The organism is Dyella sp. KRB-257 (assembly GCF_049445995.1).
Lineage (GTDB): Bacteria > Pseudomonadota > Gammaproteobacteria > Xanthomonadales > Rhodanobacteraceae > Dyella_A.
Genome location: NZ_JBMSDZ010000006.1, coordinates 66,768 through 83,377, shown reverse-complemented (window position 1 = coordinate 83,377; position 16,610 = coordinate 66,768). Strand labels below are relative to the sequence as shown.

The window sequence follows — 16,610 nt, the reverse complement described above, 5'->3', positions numbered from 1 at the left end:
CACGGCGCTGGACACTCAGACTGCCTTGCGCTTGAACGCCACCACGTCGGCGCCAGTGCGCAGGCCGTCCAGGTAGTCGGCCCATGCCTGCATCATCCGTTGGCGCTCCTCCATGTACTGCGCCCGGTTGTAGGCGGCCCGCACCTTGTTCCGTTCGGCATGCGCCAGCTGGCGCTCGATCACGTCCGGCGCCCAGCCCAGCTCGTTCAAGCGCGACGACGCCAGGGCGCGGAAGCCGTGCCCGGTCATGGTGTCCTTGTCGAAGCCCATACGGCGCAGCGCGGCGTTCACTGCCGCATCGGACATGGGGCGGCTGGTGGTGCGTGCGCTGGGGAAAACGTAGCGTCCGTTGCCGGTGAGCGGTTGCAGCTCGCGCAGAACCGCCACGGCTTGCGGCGCTAGCGGCACCGTGTGGGGCTCCCGCATCTTCATCCGTTCGGCAGGGATGCGCCACAGCGCAGCGTCCATGTCGATCTCCGCCCACTCCGCCTTGCGCAGTTCGCCGGGGCGGGTGAATACCAGCGGCGCAAGCCGTAATGCGCAGCGCACCACGAAGCCGCCGGTGTAGCCGTCGATGGCGCGTAGGAGCTCGCCAATCCTCGCCGGGTCGGTGATGGCGGGGCGATGCTCCACCTTGGCAGCGGTCAGCGCGCCGCGCAGGTCGGTGGTGGGGTCGTGCTTTGCCCGGTGGGTGGCGATGGCGTAGCGGAATACCTGCCCGCATCGCTGCTTGGTGCGATGGGCCGTCTCGTGGGCGCCGCGCTCCTCGATCCGGCGAAGCACCAGCATTTCCGGCGGGTCGATCTCGGCAATGGGGCGGCTGCCGATCCAGGGGAACACCAGGTCGTCGAATGTCCAGCGTGCTTTCGCCATCGTGGCCGGCGCCATCGTGGCGGCTTGCTTGGCAAGCCACTCCTCGGCGATGACGGCGAAGCTGTAACCTCTCTGGCGGTAACCCCGCCTACCGTCAAAGCTACCGCCGATCGACGGTAGATTGCAATGGATGTCGTTAGACGATGCTGGACATGAAAAAGGCCGTAAGCCTTGTATTTACTGGGCTATCCGGCCTTTATTGGATGTCACTGAATGGTCATTCGGTGCCGGCAGCAGGAGTCGAACCCGCGACCTACTGATTACAAATCAGTTGCTCTACCAACTGAGCTATGCCGGCGTGGAACGCGATTCTAACAGGCGCCGTGGGCTCGGGCGCGACGCCGGATCAGAAGCAGCCGGTGCTGTGCGAGCCCACGCCGAGGCTGCGGATGCGCTGGCTCCATGCGACCGGATCGTCGTCGGCCACCACCACGTCGAGCCAGTACTCGGGCACCGTCTCCACGCGCTCAGTCATCTGCGCGGGAAAGCCCGCCGCCGCCACCTCGTCGCGGCGCTTGCGGGCGTTCGCCGGATCCTTGAACAGGCCCAGCGAAATGGTGTTCGGTTGGTCGCCGGAGCTGACCACGAAGTAGTCGCCGATATGCGCGTCGCTCAGGCGCTGGGCCTGGGCCAGCGCCTGCGTGCGGCTGGCCTGCGCGGGCAGGTACACCCACCAGCCGCGCGACTGCTGCGACTGTTCCTGCCGCGAACGGCTGCGGGCGGTCTGCGACGCCAGCCTGCTGCGCGCGCTGCGCAGCGCCTGCAGGCTGGCGAACGGACCCAGCGCCATGCAGCGGTAGCTGGCGGCAGCTGGCGGCGACGTGGGTGCGGCGGACGATGCAGCCGGTACCGGTGCGATCGACGTGGCGATGGCCGGCGTGGATGCCGCCGGTGTGGGTGCGCTTGCCGCGGCGAGGAGATCCGGCCGCTCGGTCAGCAGGTGCAGCACCGGCACGCCCGGATCGGTGACGCTGCGCACGTGGGCGTCGTCCTGGCCCAGTACCAGCCACGCCCCGACGGCGATGTTGAGCGCGACCAGCAACACGAACAGAAGACGCAGGAACATCGACATCCCTCGGGCAGGCTCCGCGTGCAGTCTAGGAGCGTGATGTTGCGGGCGGAACCGCGACGCGGCTCCACACGTCCAGGCCGCGCAGTACGCCGTCGGCAAACAGCTCGCCGGGCCGCTCCACCAGCGAACGCAGGCCGGCCGCGTCGCCGCCGCCGAACAGCAGCAGCGGTGCACCACCGAGTTGGGGGGCTGCCTGCGCCGCGAATCGCTCGACCAGCGCGGCGCACGCGCCCCAGCAGCCCGAGGCCACCGCATCGGTGGTGTTGTCGGCCAGCGTGGTGACCACGCCGGCCTGTTCCGATCGCACGCGCACCGTGGCACCCAGCAGCGACTGCTGCATCAGCTGCGGCCCCGGCGCGATGACGCCGCCCAGGTGGGTGCCGTCGCCGGCGAGCGCATCGAGCGTCAGCGCGGTACCGACGCCGACCAGCACGCAGGGCGAATACCCTTCGGCATGGGCCGCCACCATGGCGAGGAAGCGATCCACGCCGAGCCGCTCGGGTTCGGCGTAGGCGCTGCGCACGCCGCACGCGGCGGCGGGACTGCGCAGCCACTGCACCTCGCCGGCCGGCACGGCGGCCGTGGCCTGTGCGGCCACCAGCGCCTCGCGCGACGGGTCCACCACCGAGGCACCGAACACGCCGTCGATGGGCGGCAGTGCGCGCCAGGCCTCGCGCAGGACGTCGGCCACCGGCTCGGACCAGGCCACGGCGCCGTGCGCCAGCTCGCCGGTGTCGTCGCGGGCGCTCCATTTGAGGCGCGTGTTGCCCAGATCCAGCAGCAGCCTCATGCGCCGCGCACCGTGACGTCGGCGCTGTCCACCGCGCGCGTGCTGCCATCGGCCAGCCGCACCTGCAGCGCGCCGTGGGCATCGACGCCGCTGCCGGTGCCGGTGAAGTCGCCCTGCGCACCGCTCAGCGTGAGCGGGACGTCGCGCAGCAAGTCGTGCGTGGCGTAGTCGTCCACGAAGGACGCGAAGCCGTGCTGCTCGAACTGTTGCAGGCCGTCCACCAGCGCCTGCACCAGCGCCGCGGCCATGCGGTTGCGCGAGGGCGGCTGGCCACCGCACAGGCCGGCCACATCGGCCACCGCTTGCCCGGCCTGCTCGCGCAGCGTGTCGGTGAGGCGCAGGTTGAGGCCGATGCCGATCACCGCGGCGCAGGGCCCCTGATACTCGCCGTTGAGCTCAACGAGGATGCCGGCCAGCTTGCCCTGCGGCGTGAGCACGTCGTTGGGCCACTTCAGGCCGGCGCCGGACACGCCCGCGGCGGCCAGCGCGCGCAGCACGATCACCCCCACCGCCAGCGACAGCCCGGACAGGCCTGCCAGCCCGCCGTCGAAGCGCTTCAGGCACGACACGTACAGATTGATGCCCGGCGGCGACAGCCAGGCGCGCCCGCGGCGACCGCGACCGGCGCTCTGGGTTTCGGCGAACACCACGCTGAGATCGGCTGCGATCGGACCGCGGCGCAGCAGCTCGCTGGAGGTGGAGTCGAGCTCCCAGTGCACTTCCAGCGCACCCAGCCGCTCACGGCTGGACCCGTCCATCGCCTCGCGGATGCGCGCAGCGTCGAGCAGCTCGACCGGCCAGGGTAGCCGGTAGCCGGCGCTGCCGCGCGCTTCGATCGGCAGGCCGCGGGTGCGCAGCGCCTCGATCTGCTTCCAGATGGCGGCGCGGGTCAGCCCGGCCGATTCGGCCAGCCGGGCACCGGACACCGGCTGGCCCGAAGCCAGCGCGGCGAGCAGATCAACCGCCTGCATGGACGGAGCCCGGCATGGACGGGAAGAGGGAAAAGGACATGGACGGCATTCTATCGCGCACATGGCCGCCGCCCACGCCACGAGGCCGCGCTGGACACTGGCATGCGTACCGGCTTTCTGTCACGCTCGGGCGTCTGATTCATGCGAATCAAGGGGTTGAATCGCCATGAGAGCCACCTGCTGGATGCTTGGATGCCTTTTGTCCGCGACGGGCGCGTCGCCGACGCTGGCGATGGGCAGCACCAATGACATGGGTACCCGGAACGTGGGCCAGCACAGCGCCGGAAGCAGTTCGCGGACCCGCACGATCGACAGCAGCAACAGCAGTGGCGGTGGCGACCTGGCCGCGCCGTCCACCACCCGCAGCAGCGACGCCCCAGCGGCGGTGAGCAGCGACGACAGCGACAGCTCGGCCACGCTGCCGGTGAGCACGGGCGCACGACAGGCGCCGGCGTCGCATTCGAACGTGGGCTGGCAGTCGCTGCTGCCCGGATCGATCCAGTAACGGCGCACCCTGCCTCTCAGCCCGGCGGCAGACTCACGCTGAAGCGCGCGCCGCCGAATTCCGGCGAGCGGTCCACCGCCAGCTCACCCTGATAGGCCCGCACGATGTCCTGCACGATGGACAGGCCGATGCCGTGGCCCTGCACCCGCTCGTCACCGCGCACGCCCCGCTGGAGCACCCGGTCGACCTGGTCCGGCGCGATGCCGGGGCCGTCGTCCTCCACGCTCAGCAGCAACCCCGGGCGCGGCCTGCCGGCCTGCGGCAGCGACTTGACCACCAGCAGCACGCGGTGGCCCGACCACTTGAAGGCGTTTTCCAGCAGGTTGCCCAGCAGTTCCAGCAGGTCGCCCTGCTCGCCGTGGAACGCGGCACCCTCGTCGATCTCGAACTCGCACAGCACGTTCTTCGCCGCGTAGACCTTCTCCAGGCTCCGCACCAGATCCTCGGCATGGCCCGCGATGGGAATGGCGGTGGCGAACGGCTGCCGCCCGGTGGTGGCGGCACGCGCCAGCTGATAGGCCACGAGCTCGTCCATCCGGCGCACCTGGTCGAGCACGTCGCGCGCCAGTGCCGGCGCCTCGCTGGACGACTCCAGCCGCGAGCGGATCACCGCCAGCGGGGTCTTCAGGCTATGCGCGAGGTCGGCCAGCGTGTTGCGGTAGCGCGTGCGCTGCTCGCGCTCGCTCTCGATGAAACCGTTGATGCGCTCGGTGAGGCCGGTCAGCTCCAGCGGGTACTGGCTGTCGAGCGAATCGCTCTGGCCGCGCTCGACCCGGCTCATGTCGGCCGCCACCTTGCGCAGCGGCGTCAGGCTCCAGCGCAGCAGCAGCATCTGCAGCACGATCAGCATCACCCCCAGCGTGGACAGGTAGATGATCAGCGAGCGACGGTAGGTGCCGTTCTCGCCCTGGAACTGATCCTCTGTCTGCGCCACGGTGAAAGTGAGCGGCACGGCCTTGTGGTCCTGCGATTCGAACACCACGCCGTAGCTGTAGTAGTAGATGCGGCCCATGCGCGTGTCGATCGGACCGACAAAACGCGTCTCGCCCGGCTTCAGCCGCGAGAGGAAGCCGAAATCGCGACCGATCGCCGAGGACGATTCCCAATGGAAGCCGTCGTTGCCCATCGCCACCGCGTAAAGGCCCGAGCCGGGCATGGAAAAACTCGGGTTGGGCGAGGAATACGGCAGCAGCAGCCGACCGTTGCGGCCCACGTCGATCAGCGCCAGATAGGCCAGCACGTCGTTTTGCAGCCGGTCGCGCAGGCCGCTTAGCGCGGTCTGGTATTTGGCCTGGGACAGGGTGACGCCGATGATGCCGAGGAACCCGGCCAGCGCCAGGCCGGTGGCCAGCGCCGCACGCGCCGCCAGCGACAGCGGGCGACGCGCGGCACGCGGCTCAGTCTTCGTCGCCGTCGCTGCGGGGGATGGCAAAGCGGTATCCGCGTCCACGCACGGTCTCGATGGGCTTGATGGTGCTTTCGGGGTCGAGCTTGCGGCGCAGGCGGCCGATGAATACTTCGAGCACGTTGGAATCGCGGTCGAAGTCCTGCTGGTAGATGTGCTCGGTCAGGTCGGCCTTGGACACCAGCTCGCCGGCGTGCAGCATCAGGTATTCGAGCACCTTGTACTCGTAGCTGGTGAGGTCGACCAGCTTGCCCTCCACCGACACCGTCTGCGCGGTGGTGTCGAGCTTGATCGGCCCGCACGCCAGCACCGGCTTGGACCAGCCGCTGGCGCGACGCACCAGCGCGTTGATGCGCGCCAGCAGTTCCTCGACGTGGAACGGCTTGACCAGGTAGTCATCGGCGCCGTGCTTGAGGCCTTCCACCTTGTCCTGCCAGCCGCCGCGGGCGGTGAGGATGAGGATGGGATAGCGCTGGCCGGCCTCGCGCAGCGACTTGATCAGGTCCATGCCGGACATCTTGGGCAGGCCCAGGTCGATGATCGCCAGGTCGAACGGCACCTCGCGGCCCAGGTACATGCCCTCCTCGCCGTCCTGCGCCGCGTCGACGGCGAAGCCGTCGCGCTTCAGCCGCGCGGCGAGCGTCTCGCGCAGCGGCGCCTCGTCCTCCACCAAAAGGATGCGCATCAGTGTTTCTCCTTGTTGCCCCAGCCGTTGTCGGCCGGATTCTTGGTTGACTGGGCCGGTGCCGGACGCTTGTCCGGATCGGCAGGGATGGCCAGCGTGCGCACGTGCCCGTCGGGCGTGAGCACCTTGATGCGGTATTCGGTCTTGCGTCCGAACTCGCGCCGATCCGCCGAAAGCACCCTACCCCCCGTATCGTGCTGCACCTTCTCGACCGCCTGGTCCAGGCTCAGGCCGGATGCCTGCCGCGCCCACAGCGGCGTGGCCGCCGCCATCAGCGAAGACGCGACCAGCAGGCGCGACAGGATAAGCGTCTTGGATGTCATGCGTTCGTGATCCGACCGCCGGCGGGGAACCCGGCATACTGCGAGGTTAAGGCGCCCGGGCTGAATAGTGGCCCGAACACGGCAGCTTGTCATGCCGCGACGCGCACCGGGTCGAGCGCCTGCTCCAGCAGGCTCCAGCCGGCCTGCGGCCGGTGCGCGCCCTCGCTCAGCACGCGGCGGAAACTGCGTGCGCCGGGCTGTCCCTGGTAGAGCCCGAGCAGGTGCCGGGTGATGTGCTTGATCGCGGTGCCGCGGGCCAGCTCGGCCTCGACGTAGGGACGCAGGTGCGCCAGCACCGCCTCGCGCGGGGGCAGCGGCTCGCCATACAGCGCCGACTCGACCTGCGCCAGCAGGTAGGGATCGTGATAGGCGGCGCGGCCGAGCATCACCCCGTCCACCTGCGACAGATGCGCGCGCACCTCGTCCACCGAGGTGATGCCGCCATTGATCACCACCGTGAGCGGGTCGAACTCGCGCTTGAGCCGGTACACGCGCCCGTAGTCCAGCGGCGGGATCTCGCGGTTATCCCTGGGGCTCAGGCCCTGCAGCCAGGCCTTGCGCGCGTGCACCACCAGCACGCTGACGCCGGCGGCGAGCATCGTCTCGGTGAAGCGCTGCAGGTCGGTGTAGTCGTCCTGGTCGTCGACGCCGATGCGGCACTTCACCGTCACCGGAATCGCGAAGCCAGCCGCCGCCACTGCCTCGCGCATCGCCCGTACGCACTGCCCGACCAGCGCCGGTTCCAGCATCAGGCAGGCGCCGAAGCGGCCCGACTGCACCCGGTCGGACGGGCAGCCGACGTTGAGGTTGATCTCGTCGTAGCCGGCCTGCGCGCCGAGCACCGCCGCGCGCGCCAGTTCCACCGGATCGCTGCCGCCCAGTTGCAGCGCCACCGGATGCTCCTGCTGGCTGTGCTCGAGCAGGCGCAGCTGACCGCCGCGCACCAGCGCCGCGCTGGTGACCATTTCCGTATAAAGCCGCGCCCGCGGCGACAGCAGCCGATGGAAATAGCGGCAATGGCGGTCGGTCCAGTCCATCATCGGCGCGACGCAGACGCGCCAGAGCGCATCGGTCGAATCAGCCGTAAGGGGAGCGGGAGCAGCAGTCATCCGCGCATTGTACGGGGCGACCGTCCCGGCCTGGGCCAGCATGGCCGCCGATGGCATAATGCCATGCTGACTTCCGATCCTCGCGGCGACCGCGCATCCTGCGCCACCGCGCGTCCGGCCTCCCCGCCGGCTCCTCCCATTCGAACGGTATCAACCATGGTGGCATTGGCGACCGAGCACGTGATCGACGTGCATCACTGGAACGACACGCTCTTCAGCTTCCGCACCACGCGCGACCCCGGCTTGCGCTTCGAGAGCGGGCACTTTGTGATGATCGGGCTGGAAGTGGACGGCCGCCCGCTGATGCGCGCGTATTCCATCGCCAGCGCGCGCTGGGAAGAGCACCTGGAGTTCTTCTCGATCAAGGTGCCGAACGGCCCGCTCACCTCGCGCCTGCAGCACCTCAAGCCCGGCGACCCGGTGATCGTCAGCCGCAAGCCCACCGGCACGCTGGTGCTCAACGACCTCAAGCCCGGCAAGCACCTCTACCTGCTTGGCACCGGCACCGGGCTGGCGCCGTTCCTGAGCATCATCCGCGACCCGGAAACCTACGAGCGCTTCGACAAGATCGTGCTCGCCCACGGCGTGCGCCACGTCAGCGACCTCGCCTACGCCGACTATCTGCAGCACGAGTTGCCGCAACACGAATACCTGGGCGAGCTAGTGCGCGAGAAGCTCATCTACTACCCCAGCGTCACCCGCGACGCGTTCCGCAACCAGGGCCGCATCACCGACGCCATCGTCGACGGCCAGATGAGCGCCACACTCGGCCTGCCGCCGCTCAACCCCGCCACCGACCGCGTGATGCTGTGCGGCGGCCCGGCCATGCTGGACGACCTGTGCGCCCTGCTCGACGGCCGCGGCTTCCACGCCTCGCCGCGCACGCGCGAGCCGGGCGACTACGTGATCGAGCGCGCCTTCGTCGAGAAGTAGGGCGCGCACCGTGCCTGACGGCGCGGGCGGCGGCGTGTACGGTAATCATCCCGTCGATCCGAAATGCCACCCATGCTCGAGCTCTTCCTCTACCTCCTCGCCGCCGTGCTGATGCTCGGCGGGCTGGCCGGGGCGCTGCTGCCGGCGCTGCCGGGCATCCCGATGCTGTTCGGCGGTATCTGGCTGGCCGCGGCGGTGGACGGTTACCGGCACCTGGGAACGTGGTGGCTGGTCGGCATCGGACTGCTGGGCGCGGCCGGGGTGGTCATCGACTTCGTGGCCGGCGCGCTGGGCGCCAAGCGCGTCGGCGCGAGCCGGCAGGCGCTGTGGGGCGCCACGCTGGGCACCTTTGCTGGCCTCTTCCTCGGCGTCCCCGGTTTGCTGCTGGGGCCGTTCGTGGGTGCGCTCGCCGGCGAACTGCTGGCCGGCAACAGCGTGCTGCGCTCGACGCACGTGGGCGTCAGCGCCTGGCTGGGCCTGTTGTTCGGCACGCTGTTCAAGCTGGCGGTGTCGTTCGCCATGCTCGGCTTGTTCGCGCTGGGGATGCTGCTGGGCTGACGACTCAGCCGGCGCCGGGAATCACGTAGAGCAGCACCGCGAGGTAGTGCAGCACGCTGCCGGCGAGCACGAAGCCGTGCCACACCGAGTGGTGATACGGCAGCCGCCGCCACAGGTAGAACGGTACGCCCAGCGTATAGGCCAGGCCGCCGGCGATCAGCAGCAGCATGCCGCCGGTCTGCAGGTGCGCCATCAGCGGCTTGAACGCGATCATGCCGATCCAGCCCATGCCGATGTACAGCAGCACCGACAGCTTGCGATAGCGCCTGAGCGCGCCGAACTCCAGCGCGCTGCCCAGCGCGGCCAGCGTCCACACCGCGGCGAACAGGCTCCAGCCCCAGCGTCCCGGCAGGGCGATCAGGGTGAACGGGGTGTAGGTGCCGGCGATCAACAGGTAGATCGCGATGTGGTCGAGCGTGCGCAGCACCGGCTTGGCCCGGGCCACCGGCACCGCGTGGTAGAGGGTGGAGGCGGTGTACAGCAGCACCAGCGTGGCGCCGAACACCGCGCTGGCCACCACGTCGCGGGCCGTGCCATGCATCGCCGACAGCGTTACCAGCGCGACCAGCCCGCCGATGCTGAGCACGATGCCGATGCCGTGCACGATGCTGCTGGCCAGCTCGTCGCCGAATGCATAGCGTGGCGCGGGCGCGATTCTCAGGGTGGTCACGTGGGTTCTCCGCCGGGCCGCGATGGCGGCCTATCATGCACTGCACCATAGCGCGGCGCCCCTGCCCTGCATACCGCCACGCATGGAAATCCGGCGGCGGCGCACGCTCCGCCGCCGGGCGCGCGTCACTCGATGATGAAGGCGCCGAAGGCGATGCCCAGATTCCAGCCGCGGCCCTTGCCGCTGAGCGCCAGCGACACGCTGCCCTTGGTCACCACCTGCGCATCGGCGGACTTCTCCGCCCCCGCGTGCGCCTCGGCGTTGGCGTAGTGGCCCTTGATGTCGGCGATGCTGTCGACCCCGGTGAACTTGCCGATGCCGTGGTCGATGGCAATCTTGCCGAAGGTCAGCCCGCCGCCCTTGGCGCGCAGCCGCACGTGCATGCTCTGGCCGTTGCTGCAGGTTACCGTGCCGCTGCCGGTGGCGGTCTTGTAGAACACCGACCAGCCCGAGAGCTGGAACGTCATCTTGCAGGACAGCTCGCGCGCCCGCGCCGCCGGCGCGACCGCCATGCCCAGCAGCAGCGCGCACGCCACCGCGAATGTGCGAATACCCATGATCTTTCCCCGCGTCGAGTGGCCGGCTCGTGGCCGGATCGGCCCATTGTGCGCGCGGCGGATGAATCGGGTGCAACGCTGCGCAGGTCGCGTGTCGGTACCACGCGCCGGCCGATCGTCGTGGCTCGCCGGCGATCGGCCCCGACCCAAAGGTTTCACGGGTAACTTTTGGCCATCCAGACGTCCGCTTGCCCGACCCATGACTTCCGGCATAGGCTGCAGCTGCACCTCCGCGATCCCCACTGCTTCCCCGCAGCGCGGCGGCGCCACAACCCACGTCGATTGTCAGGAGGTCGCCCATGTCGTCCGCAAGCCTGGCTGGTGTTCGTCGTCCCCATCCCGACCAGGTGCGCATCGCCGCCCTGAGTGCGGCGATGGCCCTCAACCTCGTCATCCTCGTCGCCGCCCTGCGGCCGCTGCCACCGCGGCTAGCGGACGTGCCGTCCAGGCCGGCGCCCGTTCCCACCGTGCGCATCATCGAGAAGCAGCCGCCACCGCCGCCCGCGCCGCCGCTGCTGGACGTCAAGCCGCTGCCCGCCCCGACCCCCACGCCGGTGACCCGGGTGAAACCCGCGCCGGTGGCGCCGCCCGTCGTGGCGGCGGTGGACGACGGCAATATCGCCGCGCCGCCGGTGAGCACGCCCACGCTCGCTCCCCCGTCATCGTCGGTGGGCGCGGCACCGGTGGAGGCCAGCCTCGCCTACCGACGGGCGCCGCTGGACTACCCGGCCACGGCGATGCGCCAGCGCATGCACGGCACCGTGCTGCTGCGCGTGCTGGTGGATGAGAGCGGCCAGCCGGTCGACGTGCAGGTGGAGCGCAGCAGCGGCTATCCGCTGCTCGATCGCAGCGCACGTAGCCAGGTGCTCTCGGGCTGGTCGTTCCAGCCGGCGATGGTGGACGGGCGTGCGGTGCAGGCCTGGGCGCGCGTGCCGGTGACGTTCCAGCTGCGCGGCGGTTGAATCGTCGCCCCGGCCGACCCAGGGCCGGCCGGGGCGTCATGGCTTCAGCGGGCGGTGACCGCCGGTGCCGGATGCGATCCGCGCGCCGCCCGCACCACCGGCTCAGAATCCTTCCAGCACGATCTTGCCGATGGTGCTGCCGCTCTCCAGCTGCGCATGGGCGCGGCGCAGGTTGGCGGCGTTGATCGTGCCGTAGTGCTCGCGCATGGTGCCACGCAGCGCACCGGCGTCGATGAGGTCGGCCAGCTCGTCGAGGATGCGGTGCTGGGCCAGCATGTCGTGCGTGTGGAACAGCGAGCGCGTGTACATGAACTCCCAGTGCAGCGAGATGCTCTTGCGCTTCATCGCGCGGATGTCGATCGGCGTGGCCGGGTCGTCGATCAGGCCGAGCCTGCCCTGCGGGTTGAGCAGCTCCACCAGCGCCTCGTAGTGCTGCTCGGTGTGGGTCAGGCTCATCACGTAGTCCACGCCGTCCGGCGCCACCGCACGCACCGGTTCCAGCAGGCCGGCACGATGATCGACCACGTGATGCGCGCCAAGCTGGCGCACCCAGGCCTGCGTCTCGGGGCGCGAGGCGGTACCGATCACGGTGAGCCCGGTGAGCTTGCGCGCGATCTGCACCGCCATCGAGCCCACGCCGCCGGCCGCGCCGACCACCAGCAAGGTCTTGTGCTGGTCGCCGCGCGCCACGCCGAGCCGGTCGAACAGCAGCTCCCACGCGGTGATCGCGGTCAGCGGCAGCGCGGCGGCCTGCGCGAAATCCAGCGAGGCCGGCTTGCGCCCCACGATGCGCTCGTCCACCAGTTGCAGCTCGGCGTTGCTGCCGGCGCGGTCGATCGCGCCGGCGTAGAACACCGCGTCGCCCGGCCTGAACAGCGTGGCCTCGGGACCGACCGCCTCCACCGTGCCGGCGGCGTCCCAGCCCAGCACCTTGTCGGCGCCGGCGGGGTCCACGTTGCGGCGGATCTTGGTGTCCACCGGATTGACCGACACCGCCTGCACGCGCACCCGCAGGTCGCGTCCGGTCGGTGCCGGCGGTTCGGGCAGGGTCGCGTCGAGCAGGCTGTGCGGATCGTCGATGGGCAGCGACTGGCGGTAGGCAACGGCTTTCATGGCAACTCCTGGGGAAAGGGGAAGGCAGGCATGGTGGGACGCCCCGGCTGACGGCTCCGGCTGGAGGCTCCGGCTGGAGGCCCCGGCTGACGGCTCCGGCTGTCGGCTCCCATGACGGCCCCGAACGACGACGCTGAACAGCCCGAGCGTAGCGAAACATGCCGCCGCCCAGCATGCCGACCATGGTCCACCCTTGCCGCCTGCCGGGCGGATTGGCGACACTCGACGCGCGATCTCACCGCGCTGCGGCCCCCGTCGCGCGCCGACATAGCCACCGCGGAGACTTCGATGCAAGAGATCCGGCCCCACCCGCGCATGCGCCGTCATGCTCCGCGCCGCCAGCCGCGATGCTGACCGACATCCTCGCGCTCACTGCCCTCGCCCTGCACCTGCTGGGCACACTCGCCGCCATGCACGCGGTGGTGCACGCGCGCACGCCGCAGGGCGCGATGGCCTGGGCGCTGGGCCTGGTGCTGCTGCCCTACGTTACCCTGGTGTCCTACCTGTACCTGGGATCGAGCCACGTGCGCGGCTACTCGCCGACGCCGCGCCGGCGAGGCACCGGCATCCTCGCCGCAGCGGGCGCCCACCCAGCCTGCGTACGGTTCGACGCACTGGCCGCGCTGGCCGGCCGGCCGTTCCGCCGCGGCCATGCGCTGCGCCTGCTGGTCAATGGCCAGGCCGCCTTCGACGCGATGTTCGAGGCCATCGCCCGGGCGCAGCGCGACGTGCTGGTGCAGTTCTTCATCATCCACGACGACATGCTGGGCCGTCGCCTGCAGCAGGCGCTGCTGCAACGCGCCGCCGCCGGCGTGCGCGTGCACCTGCTGTACGACAACATCGGCAGCCACGACCTGCCGCCGGCCTACGTCGACACCCTGCGCCGCGGCGGTGTGCAGGTGCAGGCCTTCGCCGGGCGGCGCTGGCGCAACCGCTTCCAGCTCAACTTCCGCAACCACCGCAAGCTGGTGGTGGTGGATGACGCCTGCGGCTTCGTCGGCGGGCTCAACGTGGGCGACGAATACCTCGGCGGACGACCGCCACTGTCGCCCTGGCGCGACACCCAGCTGGAACTGCGCGGACCGGCCGTGGCCGACCTGCGCCAGGCTTTCGCCGAGGACTGGTACTGGAGCACCGGCACCACCCTGCCGCCCGTCGGCGCCATCGCCGACCACGGCACCGCCAGCGTGCTGGTTCTCACCACCGGCCCGGCCGACGACCAGGAAACCGGCTCGCTGTGCTTCACCGCGCTGATCAACGCGGCGCGCCAGCGGGTGTGGCTGAGCACGCCGTATTTCGTGCCCGACAGCGCGGTGCTGTCGGCCCTGCAGCTGGCGGTGCTGCGCGGGGTGGACGTGCGCGTGATGATTCCCGCGCGGCCGGATCACCACGGCGTGTTCCTCGCCTCCACGTTGCACGCGCACGAGGCGCTGCAGCGGGGCATCGGCATGTACCGCTACCAGCCTGGCTTCCTGCACCAGAAGGCGGTGCTGGTGGACGACCACACGGCCGCGATCGGCAGCATGAACCTGGACAGCCGCTCGTTCCGGCTCAACTTCGAGATCACCGCGCTGGCGGTGGACGAGGCCTTCGCCGCCGACGTGGAGGCGATGCTGCGCGAAGACTTCGCCCGCTGCCGCGCCATCGATGCGCGCGAGTACGACGACGCGCCCTACCTGCGCCGCGTGGCGATGCACGTGGCGCGGCTGTTCGATCCGATCCTGTAGGGGGGATGCCCTGGCGCGACGCCGCTGGTGTTGCGCCGCTGAAATTCAGCAACATCCGAAACCTGTAGGAGCGCACCCTGTGCGCGAATGCTTTTGCTCCTGATCGGCATCAAAGCCAAACGCCAAAAGCATTCGCGCACAGGGTGCGCTCCTACAGGTTTCGCGCTAGCGCGACGCGCCGCCCCGGGCGTGGCGCCGCGCCAGCCAGTCGATCACCAGCCACGCGGCGAAGATGCCCACGCCCACGCCGACCATTTCGCACAATGCGCGCGTGCCCAGGTTGTCCGGATCGTGCACCTCGGCCAGCTTGGCGCGCAGCAGGACCAGCGATTGCAGCTTGCCGAAGTTGAAATAGAACAGGTTGCCGATGTCGCCGCCGCCGCTCAGCGCGAGTGCCAGCAGGTACGACCAGCCGATCTTCTTCGCCTCGCTCCAGCGGCCGCGACGGCCGATCGCGTGGAACAGCGCAAACAGCAGCGCACCGGCCACGGCGCTGATCGCCCCGGCCTGCAGGCCGCCGACGAAGCCGTAGCCCATCCACGACTGGTCATACGGCATGGCGCACTCCCTGACGGCGCGTGGCAAGCCGCACGCTCACGCGTCGTCCTGCGAACTGGCGCTCACGCTGATCTCGCCGTCGAGATGCACCTGCACCGACACGGTGATCGGCCGGCAGCACACCGGGCAGTCCTCGACATAGCGGTGCGACTCCTCGGCCGGCTCAATGTAGATCTCGATCGGCTCGCCGCAGTAGGGGCAGTCGATCGGCACGGTATCCAGCATGGCGGCGACTCGCGAAGTGGGGGCTGCCGATTGAAGCACAGCCGCCCTCGCCGCCCCATGCCCGGATCGCCGCATGCCGGCTGCCGATGCGCCGCAAACGGACCTGTGGCCGCCTACGCCACGCCCGGCGCGAGCGCGCGACCGATCAGCGCCGGCGACCATTGTTCCGGTTTCAGGATCAGGAACAGCCCCGCCTTGCGCGTGCGCCGGGCCAGCTTGAGCAGGTCGCGATCCTTGCTGATCAGCCACGGCGCGTCGCTGGTCAGCGCCAGTTCCAGGAATTTCTGGTCGTCCGGATCGCGGCAGGTCGGCAGCGGCGCGAGGCCGGCGGATGTCGCCAGCTCGGCCAGCAGGTGCACCGCGGCGTCGAAGCGCTCGCGCAGCTCCGCACGCTGCTCGGGGCGGATCGGCACGCTGGGATATTCGAGCACCCGCAGCCATTCGCGGCGGCAGGCCGCATCGACCACCGCCTGCACCTGCCCGGCCGCCAGCGCCGCGGCGAGCGACGCACACGCCACATCGCGGAACACGAACAGGTCCAGGCAGACATTGGTGTCAAGCACGATGCGTGGGACGCCATCGCGGGCAGCAGCGGACATGACGGCATCGCCGGTGGGAAAGCGCGCGCACTGTAGCAGCGGCCCAGCCGGGGCGGGGCCGCTGCATCGCACGCTCGGCCTCTCAGTTCTGGCGATGCAACGATTGCTTGAGATCGCGCATCTGGTCGTGGCCAGCCTTCACCGATACGTAGGCCTGCATGATCACCGAGCGGGTCGGCGGCGAGAGCGTGTCATCCTTGAGCGCGTGCTCGAATTTTGCCTTGATGTGGTCCTCGCCGCGTTCCACCTCGTCGACCACCGCGGTATCGCCCGAACTGAGCGACTTGCGCAGGTTGACGAACATGCGGTGCGCCCGCGCCAGCACCGAGCCGTCGTCCTCCGGTTCGGCGCCAAGCAGGCGCACCTGGCGCTGCAGCTGGCCGGTCACCTGTGCGCGTTCCTGCGCGCGGCTGGCGAAGCTGCCGGCGAAGCGGGTGTTGTCGGCGTCCTTGGCCGCTTCCCGGTAACCGTCGGCGCTGTCGATGGCGGTTTCGATGAGGTCGTTGAGTACCTTCACGTCGTGGTCGGTCTTGCTCATGGGGAGTTCCTCGGCAGTGGGTGGGGCGTCGACAGGGCGCCCGGCGAACGGGGGGGGATTCGCCGGTACACATGCTGCCGATGGCGCCCGACCCGGGGCGTGAAATGCACGCTTGTATCGCCTTCATCGATGTGACCGCGCGAGCCCTGCGCGCTCACGCTGCTGAACGCGTTCAGTTATCGCGCGCGTTGGCGGCGAGGTCGACGTAGCGCCCCACGATGTCGACGAACGTGGCGCTGGCCGCCTGGTAGTAGCCCTCACTGTGCCAGAGGGTGTCGTCGGCGTCGAAGCCGATCATCGCGATCATGGAAGGGCCTTGTCGTCAGGGGCCGCGGCGGCGGCCGGGCCGAGCAACAGCAGCAGCGGAAACAGGCGGCGCGCGGACATCGCCGCATTGTCACATCGCCGCATGGTCGCAGAGCGCCCGCGCGCGACGC

Annotated in this window: 21 protein-coding genes and 1 tRNA gene; 4 read left to right on the top strand and 18 right to left on the bottom strand. The window is 70.0% G+C overall.

The annotated features are described in order from the left end of the window. Window positions 1–15 precede the first annotated feature (15 nt). The 10 genes from ACO2Q2_RS06525 to dusA all read right to left on the bottom strand — a co-directional run bounded on the left by ACO2Q2_RS06525 (window position 16) and on the right by dusA (window position 7,733). Entirely contained in the window at window positions 16–924 is a 909-nt protein-coding gene (locus tag ACO2Q2_RS06525; RefSeq protein WP_423255080.1) for a tyrosine-type recombinase/integrase, read from the bottom strand. Between the two features lie 174 nt (window positions 925–1,098). Continuing rightward, window positions 1,099–1,171: transfer RNA gene (locus ACO2Q2_RS06520), tRNA-Thr, on the bottom strand. Window positions 1,172–1,219: 48 nt separating this feature from the next. Then, window positions 1,220–1,939 (bottom strand): SPOR domain-containing protein, encoded by a 720-nt coding sequence (locus tag ACO2Q2_RS06515; protein WP_423254951.1) that lies wholly within the window; start codon window positions 1,937–1,939, stop codon window positions 1,220–1,222. 31 nt (window positions 1,940–1,970) lie between these two features. Then, the gene (locus ACO2Q2_RS06510; RefSeq protein WP_423254950.1) at window positions 1,971–2,735 is read right to left on the bottom strand and encodes a type III pantothenate kinase; all 765 of its coding nucleotides are present in this window, start codon (window positions 2,733–2,735) and stop codon (window positions 1,971–1,973) included. Further along, window positions 2,732–3,706 (bottom strand): biotin--[acetyl-CoA-carboxylase] ligase, encoded by a 975-nt coding sequence (locus ACO2Q2_RS06505; RefSeq protein ID WP_423254949.1) that lies wholly within the window; start codon window positions 3,704–3,706, stop codon window positions 2,732–2,734. The genes ACO2Q2_RS06510 and ACO2Q2_RS06505 overlap by 4 nt, the downstream gene beginning before the upstream one ends. A 120-nt stretch (window positions 3,707–3,826) precedes the next feature. After that, window positions 3,827–4,219, bottom strand: a complete 393-nt coding sequence (locus ACO2Q2_RS06500; protein WP_423254948.1) for a hypothetical protein — start codon at window positions 4,217–4,219, stop codon at window positions 3,827–3,829. Window positions 4,220–4,227: 8 nt separating this feature from the next. Further along, window positions 4,228–5,643 (bottom strand): ATP-binding protein, encoded by a 1,416-nt coding sequence (locus ACO2Q2_RS06495; protein ID WP_423254947.1) that lies wholly within the window; start codon window positions 5,641–5,643, stop codon window positions 4,228–4,230. Further along, window positions 5,609–6,301: a response regulator transcription factor gene (locus ACO2Q2_RS06490; RefSeq protein ID WP_423254946.1), complete on the bottom strand. Its 693-nt coding sequence runs from the start codon at window positions 6,299–6,301 to the stop codon at window positions 5,609–5,611. The genes ACO2Q2_RS06495 and ACO2Q2_RS06490 overlap by 35 nt, the downstream gene beginning before the upstream one ends. Beyond that, entirely contained in the window at window positions 6,301–6,624 is a 324-nt protein-coding gene (locus ACO2Q2_RS06485) for a PepSY domain-containing protein (RefSeq protein ID WP_423254945.1), read from the bottom strand. Before ACO2Q2_RS06485 ends, ACO2Q2_RS06490 begins: the two co-directional genes overlap by 1 nt. Window positions 6,625–6,713: 89 nt before the next feature. Then, window positions 6,714–7,733, bottom strand: coding sequence for a tRNA dihydrouridine(20/20a) synthase DusA (dusA, locus tag ACO2Q2_RS06480; RefSeq protein ID WP_423254944.1), 1,020 nt, complete (start codon window positions 7,731–7,733; stop codon window positions 6,714–6,716). 156 nt (window positions 7,734–7,889) lie between these two features. Between dusA and ACO2Q2_RS06475 the strand changes: the two genes are divergently transcribed. Next, on the top strand, window positions 7,890–8,666 hold the full coding sequence (locus ACO2Q2_RS06475) for a ferredoxin--NADP reductase (RefSeq protein WP_423254943.1): 777 nt from the start codon (window positions 7,890–7,892) through the stop codon (window positions 8,664–8,666). Window positions 8,667–8,738: 72 nt separating this feature from the next. Next, window positions 8,739–9,224, top strand: coding sequence for a DUF456 domain-containing protein (locus tag ACO2Q2_RS06470; protein WP_423254942.1), 486 nt, complete (start codon window positions 8,739–8,741; stop codon window positions 9,222–9,224). 4 nt (window positions 9,225–9,228) lie between these two features. On the opposite strand, the gene trhA is transcribed toward ACO2Q2_RS06470, so the two are convergent. Beyond that, a complete protein-coding gene (gene trhA, locus ACO2Q2_RS06465) occupies window positions 9,229–9,894 on the bottom strand; it encodes a PAQR family membrane homeostasis protein TrhA (protein WP_423254941.1) in 666 nt (221 codons plus the stop codon). Window positions 9,895–10,019: 125 nt separating this feature from the next. Continuing rightward, window positions 10,020–10,451 (bottom strand): hypothetical protein, encoded by a 432-nt coding sequence (locus tag ACO2Q2_RS06460; protein WP_423254940.1) that lies wholly within the window; start codon window positions 10,449–10,451, stop codon window positions 10,020–10,022. Window positions 10,452–10,750: 299 nt separating this feature from the next. Here ACO2Q2_RS06460 and ACO2Q2_RS06455 point away from each other — a divergent pair, with 299 nt between their 5' ends. Further along, window positions 10,751–11,413 carry an energy transducer TonB gene (locus tag ACO2Q2_RS06455; RefSeq protein WP_423254939.1) on the top strand — a complete coding sequence of 221 codons (663 nt, stop codon included), beginning with the start codon at window positions 10,751–10,753 and terminating at the stop codon, window positions 11,411–11,413. A 102-nt stretch (window positions 11,414–11,515) separates the two neighbouring features. Here ACO2Q2_RS06455 and ACO2Q2_RS06450 read toward each other — a convergent pair whose 3' ends face one another. Then, entirely contained in the window at window positions 11,516–12,526 is a 1,011-nt protein-coding gene (locus ACO2Q2_RS06450; protein WP_423254938.1) for a zinc-binding alcohol dehydrogenase family protein, read from the bottom strand. A gap of 347 nt (window positions 12,527–12,873) precedes the next feature. Between ACO2Q2_RS06450 and cls the strand changes: the two genes are divergently transcribed. After that, window positions 12,874–14,253, top strand: coding sequence for a cardiolipin synthase (gene cls / locus ACO2Q2_RS06445; protein ID WP_423254937.1), 1,380 nt, complete (start codon window positions 12,874–12,876; stop codon window positions 14,251–14,253). A 165-nt stretch (window positions 14,254–14,418) separates the two neighbouring features. Here the strand turns inward: cls and ACO2Q2_RS06440 are convergent, their stop codons facing one another. From ACO2Q2_RS06440 to ACO2Q2_RS06420, 5 genes are all read right to left on the bottom strand, one after another. Next, window positions 14,419–14,811: a hypothetical protein gene (locus tag ACO2Q2_RS06440; protein WP_423254936.1), complete on the bottom strand. Its 393-nt coding sequence runs from the start codon at window positions 14,809–14,811 to the stop codon at window positions 14,419–14,421. Between the two features lie 36 nt (window positions 14,812–14,847). Continuing rightward, on the bottom strand, window positions 14,848–15,036 hold the full coding sequence (locus ACO2Q2_RS06435; RefSeq protein ID WP_423254935.1) for a CPXCG motif-containing cysteine-rich protein: 189 nt from the start codon (window positions 15,034–15,036) through the stop codon (window positions 14,848–14,850). A gap of 113 nt (window positions 15,037–15,149) precedes the next feature. After that, window positions 15,150–15,635 carry a putative toxin-antitoxin system toxin component, PIN family gene (locus ACO2Q2_RS06430; RefSeq protein ID WP_423254934.1) on the bottom strand — a complete coding sequence of 162 codons (486 nt, stop codon included), beginning with the start codon at window positions 15,633–15,635 and terminating at the stop codon, window positions 15,150–15,152. Between the two features lie 82 nt (window positions 15,636–15,717). Then, the gene (locus ACO2Q2_RS06425; RefSeq protein WP_423254933.1) at window positions 15,718–16,173 is read right to left on the bottom strand and encodes a PA2169 family four-helix-bundle protein; all 456 of its coding nucleotides are present in this window, start codon (window positions 16,171–16,173) and stop codon (window positions 15,718–15,720) included. 172 nt (window positions 16,174–16,345) lie between these two features. Next, window positions 16,346–16,480, bottom strand: a complete 135-nt coding sequence (locus ACO2Q2_RS06420; protein ID WP_423254932.1) for a hypothetical protein — start codon at window positions 16,478–16,480, stop codon at window positions 16,346–16,348. Window positions 16,481–16,610 lie beyond the last annotated feature (130 nt).